Below are 11,165 nucleotides of genomic sequence, written 5' to 3'. Positions count from 1 at the left end.
GCCTGGGTGACTGATATGAAGACTATATTACATAATAAATTCGTTCTCATTATTTTACTATTAACATTTAGCACCTGCAACGTTAACGATGCATTTGTTGACGGATACAGGGAAGATCCAAACTTGCCAACCGATGCTCCTGCTGAAAAAGTATTTATAGCTGCGCAGACGGCTCAAATTGTCTATCACGAGGGATATGGATCGCGCATTGCCAATATGTGGACACAGCATTTCGTAGGCACTGAAAACCAGTATGAAAATATATATGGTTATGGGGTTACCACTCAGGATTTTCTGAGCATTTGGTTTGATCCCTATGTTCGGGTACTCGCAAACTTACGTATCGTGCAGGAGAAAGCGGCAGCGAGCGGGAAAGAAAATTTGGTTGCCATAGCTAAAATCAGTGAAGCGATGACCATCGGCACCACAGCTGCCTTGTTCGGAGATATTCCTTATGAAGAAGCTGCTCAAGCCGAAGAGGGGAACCAGCAACCTGTATTTGATAACCAAATCCAGGTATATGAAAGCGTAATCGCAAAGCTTGATGAAGCAATTCAAAGCTTAGAAGGGGCACCCGATCTTCCTGAAGGCGTTGATGCTTTCACTCTTGAAGGAGATGCTGAAGAATGGATAGCAGTTGCCTATACGCTAAAGGCACGGTTTCATATGCACTTAAGTAACCAGGATGCTTCCCAGCTTGATCTAGCTTTTTCGGCCGCGCAAAACGGTATAATGGTTAATGATGGAAGTGCAGATCTTCTTATTCCACATGGAACAGTTTCCGGTGAAAATGTTAACCTCTGGAGCGCTTTTAAAAGCGATCGTGGATGGATGACCGGTGAAAACTCATACGCACTTGAATTGTTAAATAACCGGAATAATACAAAGACGGATGAAAGTGCTCGTAGTGCTTTCTTTTATGATCCTGACGATGATTTTCTTCCAAACAGTGTAGATGGGGCATACCAGCCCGATTCTCCTTTCCCACTTGCAACCTATACTGAAAATATGCTGATCATTGCAGAAGTAGAAGCTCGCCGCGATAATGACCAACAGGCCCTGAATGCTCTAAATGCTGTACGTCAGTATAATGAGAATACATATGGTGGGAACTATGACGATCTCACACTGGCTGATTTTCTTGTTGGCGGTGAATACGAATCTACTACTATACTTCAGGAAGTACTGGATGAAGCTTACCTGACATATATTAGCAGGTTGGAGGCATTCAACTTAATTCGTCGGGTTGATTATCCTTTAGCTCCGGTTGAAGGTTCTGAAATTCCTCAGCGCTTTTTATACTCTGAACAGGAAGCCAATGCTAACCCGAATACTCCCAGTCCGTTGCCGGGACTTTTCGAAGCAACAGCGGTAAATCAGTAATCAAGTTCAACTAAACCTAAGAAGGTTATTTAAATCTTTGGTTATAACTGGCAGATTCATACCAATTCTATGGATCTGCTAGTTTAATTTGGATTATATTCGGTGCCTTGTATCTATACGAAATGAATCGAAACTAATGGGTACTGTGTAAATTCCGGCATTTCAATACTTCATTTTGCTTCTATACGTTCACCCAAGCATTTTTCCATAAAGTGATGCAGGTAGATCATTTGCTTTTGACCGAACTTTTGTCCGAGATAGGCCACCAGATATAATGATAAGAAAAGTAATGTGAGTGCGGGCACGAACCATAGAATGGAAGCATCTTTACCAAGCGACCAATAGGAGAGGCCAATCATTGAAACGATTAAGGTTGTAAAACCTATGATTGAATAGAAAAAGACAAACATGGTCCATGCATGTGGCTTGGGGCCATAAAGTCCTCTAATCAAACTACCATTTTCTTTCAGCTCAATACTGATTGTAAGCTGCGGCGACCAGTAATGTTGATTCGCCTCCGCTGGAGAAATAGTAGCATAACCGGGAAGCACCGTACCCTGAATCTTTGGATTATATTTCTCCAAATTTTCAGAAATATTTTCATATATCTGATCGGGAGATAAAGTTGACTCTACTCGAATGCGAGGCCGGATTCTTTGAAACTTAATATGTTCCAATTGTTCTTGCGACAAATTTACCTGTTTATGTTACTTTTGGGCAACTACTCCACTTATGTTTTCTATATAGGAAAGTATTACTTCATTGACTGAAAATAAGATGTATGCAAGGTTTTATAAATTGTAGTCCTGAAACAATGATTACCGTAATAATGTCATAGCCATTAGGAAGTTCAACTGAAAATTCCCTCTTCTTTTACCAGTCTTAAAATGCTTACTTTGTTCGGCACCTTCATTATTGAATTGGTCATCCGGTTCATCATACTGATAACTCGTTTACTTCCTTTTTACTTTTAGAGTAATCAGCGTCATCAAAAACGGAAAATTACCGTAATTTTATTCGTGGGGCCTTACCTATTGCACACTTTAGTTCCTATCATCATTAAAAGCATAAAGAACTTAATAAACTATGGCAGGCGAGGCGTTTATCCTTTCATTTCTTCGGCATGCTTTTTAATAGCCTCCCGTCTTTCCTTGCTAATGCCCATAACAAATACAGGTACTACATAAAGGGTTAATACGGATCCAAAGAAAAGTCCACCGATTACGGTACGTGCCAGAGGTGCCCATATTTCCGAACCTGTTCCAAGTCCTATGGCCAATGGAATCATGGAACAGATGGTAGTAAGGGCTGTCAGTAAGATAGGACGCATCCTTCTCTTGCAGGCCTCTATAACATTATTAAATAGAGAATCGGAAAACTGGTTGTTCTTTGTGTAAATATGCATGTAATCGACCAGTACGATACCATTGTTCACGATGATTCCGACCAGCATGAAAATCCCTATAAAAGCGGTAGCTCCAATCGGCGTATTGAAAATAAACAGTCCGGCAAGAGCCCCGAAGAAGGCCAGAGGTATGGTAAAGAAAATCACAAAAGGATCCCGGAAATTCTCGAACAGGGAAGCCATGATCATATAGGTTAAGGCAATGGCTGCAAGTAGAGCCCAAAGCACTTCTGAGGATCCTTCATCGGCGTCACTGAGCGATCCTGTAAATTCATAGCGGTAGCCGTCGGGAAGTATCACTTCTCTCTGGATGACATTAATGACCTCTTCACGATACTCATTCGCATTTCCGTCAACTTCAATATTTACATCAAGTACGGTCTGCCTATCCCGGCGTTCGATGCGTTCAAGTCCTTTTACACTTTCAAAATATCCCAGCGCAGAAACCGGAATGCGCTGGTCGTTGACCTGTATCAATTCGAGATCGAATAGCTGTTCGCGGTTAGTAATGACTGATTTGGATACTCTAACCTCGATGGGCACTTCGCGTCCCTTGTCCCTGAAAAACCCTACCCGGGTTCCCTGTGCTTGTGTCTTAAGAGAGTTGGCAATCTCATTCAGAGAACTGCCCATTTTACTGATCCGGTTACGATCCACAATGTATTGCAGTTCGGGTGTAGGAGAGGTTCTTCCATTGTCTACAGAGATTACATCCGGATCCTGCATCATCACATTTTCAATTTTGTTAGATATGGCCTGGAGCACATTCACATCAGGACCTACCAGGCTTAACCGTATACCCTGCCCGAAGGAGCCGAAGCCTCCGCCACCGCCGCCGCGAATGTTAACTTCAACACCGGGGGCCTGCAGTTGCCTACGCAATCGGGCAGAAAACTGCGTGGTGCTGACATCCCGCTGGCTCTGAGGCACCAGGTTGACACTCATGGAACCGATATTGGTCTGGGAGGAGAAGCGTCTTTGCCCGATATTGTTGATGACGGTCTCAACTTCAGGCATATCCTGAAGCTGTTGACTGAAATCTCTGAGAATTTCGGCTGTCCTGACCAGCTTGGTACCCGATGGTAGTTCAACACTGACATTTACCGATCCGCTGTCTCCCTGTGGGAAAAAGTCCGTCTCCAGTGTTTGGAAAAGCACATAGGATCCGCCTATTATAGCTACCACAAATACAGCGGCTGTCCATTTATGAAACATCACCCAGTTCAGGCTCACGGAATACCATCGCTCCATCCTTTTGACGATGCGAGAGGTAGTATTGTCTTTCTGAAATTCGGATTTATTTAAGATGAGCAGTGATAGTACGGGCACCAGTATGATGGACGCAAGGAATGAGATCGCGATTGCAATACTGATAGTAATTGCAAATTCTACAAAAAACTGCCCCTGTATTCCGGAGATACCGATTATCGGTGTAAATACACCCAGGGTTGTCAGCGTGGCTCCCAGGAGGGCACCGATAACCTCATTGGTGCCTTCGAGTGCTGCCTGGAATTTAGGTACTTCTTCCTCCAGCTTTCGTGCAATACTTTCTGATACCACAATGGCATTATCTACCAACAATCCGATGGCAAGTGCCAGGGCAGTAATCGTCAGGATATTAAGAGTCAATCCTGCCGCATACATTGCGGCAAAACTTGCGGTCACCGATACAGGTATGGTTGCGGCTACCACCAGTGAAATTCGCCATCCACCCATAACAATAAACAGGATAATGATAACGACAATGAGTGCAGCAAGTGCAGACTGGGTGAGGTTAGAAATGGAGTTTTCAATATTCTCCCCGTCATTAGTCAGCACCTCCAGCGAAGCCCCTGCCGGCAAGCCCCGGTTAATATTTTCGAGTTCTGAAATTACTGCAGTGGTTACATCGAGCGTATTGGCGTCGGACTTTTTCTGAATCTCCAGGGTCACACTGTTCTTTCCGTTGATCTCGACAAGCGTATTGATTTCTGAGAAGCCGTCTTCGACCGTCGCTACATCTTTGATTCGAATCGGGATACCGTTTTCAGATCGTGTGATGATGGTCTGGCGGATATTCTCCACATTCTGGAACATCGATTCCGCCCTGACGCTATAGCTGTTTGTACCGGAAATAATACTTCCGACCGGTACTTCTACATTGTTATTTCGCAGTGCCCTTTCGATATCTGCCGGGACCATTTTGTGCTGAGCCAGCGACATGGGGTCGACATTGACATAGATCTTCCGCTCCAACCCCCCGCGGGTATCGGCAGAAGCTACTCCGGGCAAGCGTTCAATTCTCGGTTCGATAAACTCCACCCCAAGTTCACGAAGATCATCAAGACCCTGGTTACTGGCCTCAAGGCTGAGCCGCATGATGGGGAAGTTTTCGGGATCGAACTGAAATATCACAGGCTCTGAGGCCTCGGTCGGTAATTCGTTTCTTATCCTGCCTATAGCCTCCCTGACCTTGAGCTCCGTATTCCGGATGTTAACCCCGTTTTTTAGTCGTAGTATGATGAAGGCGCTGCCTTTGCTGATATTCGACTCCAGCTCGTCAATTCCCTCAATGGATGATACTGCACCCTCAATAGGGTCCACAATAATGCGGGCAATATCTTCCGGCGCTACATTGCCATAACCGGTGGATATAGCAAGGATAGGTATGTTGAAGGAAGGGTAGAGCGTTACCTTCAGTTTCGTCAGCGAAAAAGCGCCGAAACCGATCATGATCAGCGTGATCATGATCACGGTGATAGGTCTTTGTAAAACTCTTCCTGCAACGGTAAATTTTTTCATAACAACAGCTTTGTATTAAAAACGATGCCCGGTTCGGAAATTAACCCTGAGCTATTCCACAGAGGTGCACAGAGTTCCTCAGTGTCTCTTGGTGCTTCTCTGTGAAACTCTGTGTAATTACCTAAGATCATATTACGCCTCGGCCAGTTTTTGTTTACCGATCGGATCAATCTTATGCACCGAATCGAAGCCCAATTTTTCAACGAGTGAGTTGATGATATTGTACATGCAAGGCACTACAAACAACATCAGCAGGGTAGACATCGTCAGTCCGCCGATCACGGTCCGAGCCATAGGGCTCCAGGTTTCCGAACCGGAACCTATCTCCAGAGCCAGCGGTACCATGGATAATATGGTTGTGAAGGCAGTCATCAGTATAGGTCGCAGTCTTCGGGTGGCACCTGTTACAATTGCTTCATGTCGCGATAAATCCCTGGCCTGCAGAATTTTAATATAGTCAATCATCACAATACCGTTATTGACCACAATACCGGAAAGCAGTATCAGCCCGACCATGGAGGTGACACTGATAGAGGTTCCGGTAGCCCAAAGCGTAACCAAAACCCCGGTCAGAGCTAGCGGTATGGTGAGTATGATGATAAAGGGCTCGACAAGACTTTCGAATTGTGATGCCATCACCATATATGTGAGGATACCTGCGATCATGAATGCAATCATCAGGTAGTTGAAGGAAGCTGCCTGATCTTCGGCAGAACCTGCGATCTCGTAGCGGTATCCTTCGGGCCACTCGATTTGATCGAGGCTGGCGCGTGTTCTCGCAGTTGCCGTACCCATGTCGATATCCGAAAGGTCGGCCGTAACCTCAGTCACACGTTCCTGGTTGATACGCAGAATATTTGTCGGCCCACTGAATCGCTCGATACGTGCCAGGTTACCCAGCGGTACAAAACCGCCATCAGGTGTCTCGACCTGGAGATTCGTAAGGTCAGTGGTTTCCGCTTTATCACCCGGCCTCAACTGAACCAGTACCTCGAACTCAATACCCTGATCTACATAGGTGGTTGCCAAATTGCCTTTGACGGCATTGCTCAGCGCATTGGCTACCTGCGAGGTTGTCATTCCGAGTCGTGAAATACGTTCCCGGTCCATAGTCACCCTGAGCTCGGGACGACCTTCATCAGCAGTACTAAAAACATTCACAATACCGTCTATATCCCTGAGCCGCTGCTTCACGCCATTGGAGATTTCCTGCTTAGTCTGCGGGTTAAATCCGTATATCTGAACAATCAGTCCGTTTTCTCCTTCGGGACTCAGTGGATCTTCCCGTACTTCCTTAATCTCGGCACCTGCAATACTTTCAAGTTCAAGCAGGAGATCGCTGACAATGGCAGCCTGCGAACGGGCTCTTTCCGACTGGGGCACAAGCTCTACCCGAACGGTCCCTTGGTATCCTCCTGGATTGTCGGCCCCTTCAATTCCTTCTTTATCTCCAAAATCAGAGACTATCAGTCGCGCTTCAGGTACTTCTTCGTTGATTACAGACTCTACCTGAGTGATGGTTCGCTCGAGCTCAAACAGGCTGACGCCAGGCTCACGCTGAACGTCAAGGGTAAAAGCATTTTCATCGACTCGGGGAAAGAATTCTCCCCCAAGTGTGTAGAAAAGTGGTAAGGTTACTATGAACAATACGAAGGCTGACATGACAACTGTTCCGCTGCTGTTGACAAAACGGTCCAATGTTTTCCGGTACCATCCCTCAAGGTTATCCAGGGCATTGGTGAATATCGGACCTACAGTATTTTTAAAGAATCCGCCTGTCTTTTTGCTGATAAATTTAAATAGCCATACAAGGGGAAAAACCAGTGCACCAAGCAGCAACAAGGGGGAAGCCAGTATGCGTTTGTACACATTTCCGCGGCTCCAGTCCAGCAAACGTTTGAGATACGATTTAGACACCTCTTCAGCGGCTTTCTTGCTCAGCAGTTGTGAACTCATCATTGGAATGAGCGATAGCGCTACGATGGAGGAAACCGCAAGGGCAAAGGATATGGTGAGGGCCAGATCCCTGAAAAGGAAACCGGCAATGCCCGGTACAAAGAGTATAGGTATAAACACCACGAGGGTAGTTAGGGTGGATATAACGACCGGAACAGCAACCTCCTGTGCACCGAATATGGAGGATGACTTGGCGTCTTCTCCTTCTTCTTTGAATCGAAAAATATTTTCAAGCACAACAACCGCATCATCCACGACGAGTCCGACGGCAAGCGTTAGCCCGGAAAGGGAAATAATGTTAAGACTCAGTTCGGCCCAATCCATGATGCTGAAGGTTGCAATGATAGAAATTGGAATGGAGATGGCTATAATGAGGGCAGAACGCGAACTGCGAAGGAAAGCCAGCAAAATGAGCACGACGAGGATTACAGCCTGCAGACCGGTCAGTAGCAGGTTGTCGATGGACATCTCAATAAAGTTGGCCTTGTTTGTCAGCACATCAATTTGAACATCCTGCGGTACGATTTTCTGCAGATCCTGAATGTTCGCTATGACCTCATTGGCAGCGGTAACCACATTCGCATCGCTTTGACGATAGATGTTTAGAATAACCCCATCCTCGCCGTCCACATGTACATTGCCGATGGGCTGGGCAACCCCATCTTCCACCTTTGCGACATCCTCAAGTAACAGCGTCTGGCCATCACGAACAGCGATAATGGTGTTCCTGATCTGATCGACATTCTTGAACTCTCCGATGGTTCGTAGAGAGTAGACCGTATTACCTTCTATGAGTTCACCGGCAGGAACCTGTATATTCTCTTCTCTGAGCTTATTGGCTACCGTGGAAATACTAAGCCCGTACGATCTTATCTGGTCATTACTCAGCTCAATATTGATCTGTCGCTCATAGCCTCCCGAAGTTTCACTGGAGGCAATGCCCGGAATACGTTCAAGGCGCTGCTCCAGCTGCTGTTTGGCAATGGTACGCAGCTCACGCGGACTTCTGATGGATGAAGTCAGGGTTAATACCACTATAGGTTCCTGGTTCGGATCGTAGGAAAATACAATGGGCTGTTCCGCATCATCGGGTACTCTTCGCCGCACAAAGTCGAGCTCCTTACGTACATCCGATTCAGCAATATACAGATCAGTTCCCCAGTTGAAATTCAACTTCACCACAGAAGCCCCCTGGCTTGATAGGGAACGAACCCTGCGAACCCCACTAATGCTGCCTACTGCCTCTTCAATAGGGCGGGTGATGAGTGTTTCCATGTCTTCGGGTGCCACGCCCTCATAGGTGGTGTACACGGTGATGGTAGGAAAAGAGACATCCGGGTAGAGATTGAGCCTAAGATTTGAGAGTCCGAACAGCCCGAAGCCTATAACAATCAGGCTGATCATCAAAAAGGTTACCGGCCGCTCAACTGCTTTTCTTGCTAAAGCTTTCATATGCTAAAAATCTAGTCGTTTGTATTCGTTGAGCTTGTGTCGGCGGATGCGTTTTGCATTTGCTCGGACCCTTCACTGCTGAGATTCTCGGCATTCTCAATCGGGACCTCCGGTGATTCACGAAACGGACTGCCCGTTGCGATGCGCACCTTGGAACTGTCTTCCAGACTATTCTGACCGGTCACTACAATCTGGTCACCTGCCTGAAGTCCGCTTGCGACCTCAACCCTGTCTCCTTGTTCAATACCGAGCTGAAGATCACGTTTGAGGGCTAAGGAATCATCCTGAACGACAAAAACGGAATAGGTGCGGTTCAGCTGAATGGTGTTCGATTCCGGTTCAATGAGGGTTTGAACATTCTCAACAAGGGCAGAGCGAGGTATCACAACAGCCTGTTCACGGGTTTCAACATTGATAATGGCTTCTACCAGCACTCCCTGGAAAATGGAGTTCCCTCTTTCGGTGAGTGTGATTACCACCTCGCCCAATCCCGTAGTGGGATCTAGCCTCGGACTTATTCTGGAGACTCTTCCCCGGGCAGAACTTTCTCTTTGGTTGGAAAGCCGAAAGGTAACGGGTTGACCAACATCAGCAGCTTGCCACTCTTCCAGCGGCAGGTACACTCTCGTTTCATAACCCGTGAGGTTGGCGATTTCGTAGGCCACCTGTCCTGTTGAAGCCAGATCACCTTCGGCCACACTTCGGTTCAACACTACACCAAAGACCGGCGATCGAATGACAGTGTTCTCCAGGTTCTCACGACTTTGTGTAAGATTTGCCCGCGAAGACTGCAGCTGGGCTTTGCTATTCTGGTAGGTTGCCCTGGCATTGTCAAACTCAGTTGAGCTGATCAGGTCACGATCATACAGTGTTTTCTGACGTTCGAACTGAAGGCTGTCACGTTGAAATGAAGCCCGGCTCTGCTCCAGGGTAGCCAGTGCCTGTTGGTACTGATCTTCGAACGGTACGTCATAAATTTTTGCCAGTCGTTCTCCCTGGTTCACCGTATCACCGAGATCGGCATAAATTTGTGTAATTCGATTGGTAACCTGGGGTGTGACTTGTACAATATCCTGCGCCTTTATGTTACCGAAAGATCGAATTTGGCGGGATATGTCAGCACTTTCAACAGTGATGGTTTCAACACTCGTAGCCTGTTGCCCTTGACCTCCTCTTTGAAAAGGATTCGACTCTGAATTGCCCCCGCATGCCTGCAATATGATTAAAGACCCTAAAAGAATACTTATTGAAAAATATTTCACAATGATGATTTTAGTGGTGAAAATGAAAAAGGGGTGATAGTACGTGAATACCTTCTCGATGATTCAGTAAACCTGAAAAAAGGATCAATCGTTGGCTTGATTTAAAAAGTTTTTACACCCGGTAGCTGATTTATAAATTTACTCACTGAATTTAGACGTCAAAAGTAAGCGAAACTTGCGTTATTCTTAAAAATAATAGGAGATTTTTTTATCTTGACGGATAGCCAATCAAAATAATAACCTATCCACAACTATGAAATTTTTTATCGACACGGCCGACCTTGAAGAAATTGAAGAAGCGAACAATTTAGGGGTTCTTGACGGGGTAACAACGAATCCCAGTTTATGTGCGAAAATTGGGGTCGCAGACTTTGAAGGTCATATTGCCAAGATATGTGATATGGTTGAGGGTGATGTTTCTGCAGAAGTGGTATCGACTGTTTATGACGATATTATGCCGGAGGCGCGCAATCTCGCTGCCATCGCCGATAATGTCGTTGTAAAGGTGCCTTTGATTAAGGATGGCATCAAAGCAATAAAGGCGCTTTCCGATGAAGGCATTCGTACCAACTGTACGCTCTGCTTCTCAGCGACCCAGGCATTGATTGCGGCAAAAGCAGGTGCCACATATATCTCACCGTTTATTGGTCGTTTAGACGATATTTCAGAAGACGGTATGCAACTGATCGCTGATGTCGTTCAAATCTATGATAACTATGGATTCGAGACCGAAGTACTGGCAGCCAGCATCCGCCATCCAATGCATGTGCTTGAATCAGCACGCATGGGCGCCGATGTAGCAACCATGCCACTTAAAGTAATTGACCAGCTGCTGCATCACCCGCTTACTGACAGCGGACTCGAACGTTTTCTTGCTGACTGGGACAAGCTACAGGAGGAGATTAAGACTCCGGCTGAATAGTCAG

6 protein-coding genes are annotated in these 11,165 nt (G+C 46.2%); 2 read left to right on the top strand and 4 right to left on the bottom strand.

What is annotated here, in order from left to right:
* Nucleotides 1-15 precede the first annotated feature (15 nt).
* The gene (locus tag G3570_RS11895) at nucleotides 16-1,383 is read left to right on the top strand and encodes a SusD/RagB family nutrient-binding outer membrane lipoprotein (protein WP_165142550.1); all 1,368 of its coding nucleotides are present in this window, start codon (nucleotides 16-18) and stop codon (nucleotides 1,381-1,383) included.
* Between the two features lie 170 nt (nucleotides 1,384-1,553).
* Here the strand turns inward: G3570_RS11895 and G3570_RS11890 are convergent, their stop codons facing one another.
* From G3570_RS11890 to G3570_RS11875, 4 genes are all read right to left on the bottom strand, one after another.
* Nucleotides 1,554-2,075, bottom strand: a complete 522-nt coding sequence (locus G3570_RS11890) for a hypothetical protein (protein ID WP_165142548.1) — start codon at nucleotides 2,073-2,075, stop codon at nucleotides 1,554-1,556.
* A gap of 410 nt (nucleotides 2,076-2,485) precedes the next feature.
* Nucleotides 2,486-5,569 (bottom strand): efflux RND transporter permease subunit, encoded by a 3,084-nt coding sequence (locus G3570_RS11885; protein ID WP_165142546.1) that lies wholly within the window; start codon nucleotides 5,567-5,569, stop codon nucleotides 2,486-2,488.
* Nucleotides 5,570-5,701: 132 nt separating this feature from the next.
* The gene (locus tag G3570_RS11880) at nucleotides 5,702-8,977 is read right to left on the bottom strand and encodes an efflux RND transporter permease subunit (RefSeq protein WP_165142544.1); all 3,276 of its coding nucleotides are present in this window, start codon (nucleotides 8,975-8,977) and stop codon (nucleotides 5,702-5,704) included.
* Nucleotides 8,978-8,988: 11 nt separating this feature from the next.
* Complete coding sequence (locus tag G3570_RS11875) at nucleotides 8,989-10,239, bottom strand: efflux RND transporter periplasmic adaptor subunit (protein WP_165142542.1); 1,251 nt, start codon at nucleotides 10,237-10,239, stop codon at nucleotides 8,989-8,991.
* Between the two features lie 253 nt (nucleotides 10,240-10,492).
* On the opposite strand from G3570_RS11875, the gene fsa reads away from it, so the two are divergent.
* On the top strand, nucleotides 10,493-11,161 hold the full coding sequence (gene fsa / locus G3570_RS11870; RefSeq protein ID WP_165142540.1) for a fructose-6-phosphate aldolase: 669 nt from the start codon (nucleotides 10,493-10,495) through the stop codon (nucleotides 11,159-11,161).
* Nucleotides 11,162-11,165: the final 4 nt, after the last annotated feature.

The organism is Halalkalibaculum roseum (genome assembly GCF_011059145.1).
In the GTDB taxonomy this organism is placed as follows: Bacteria; Bacteroidota; Rhodothermia; order Balneolales; family Balneolaceae; genus Halalkalibaculum; species Halalkalibaculum roseum.
This window is presented reverse-complemented; position numbering and strand designations above follow the sequence as displayed.

Bases quoted from the DNA above. Each gene is read 5' to 3' on its own strand.
- G3570_RS11880 (WP_165142544.1), bottom strand. From the start codon at position 8,977: ATGAAAGCTTTAGCAAGAAAAGCAGTTGAGCGGCCGGTAACCTTTTTG.
- G3570_RS11895 (WP_165142550.1), top strand. From the start codon at position 16: ATGAAGACTATATTACATAATAAATTCGTTCTCATTATTTTACTATTA.
- G3570_RS11885 (WP_165142546.1), bottom strand. From the start codon at position 5,569: ATGAAAAAATTTACCGTTGCAGGAAGAGTTTTACAAAGACCTATCACC.
- fsa (WP_165142540.1), top strand. From the start codon at position 10,493: ATGAAATTTTTTATCGACACGGCCGACCTTGAAGAAATTGAAGAAGCG.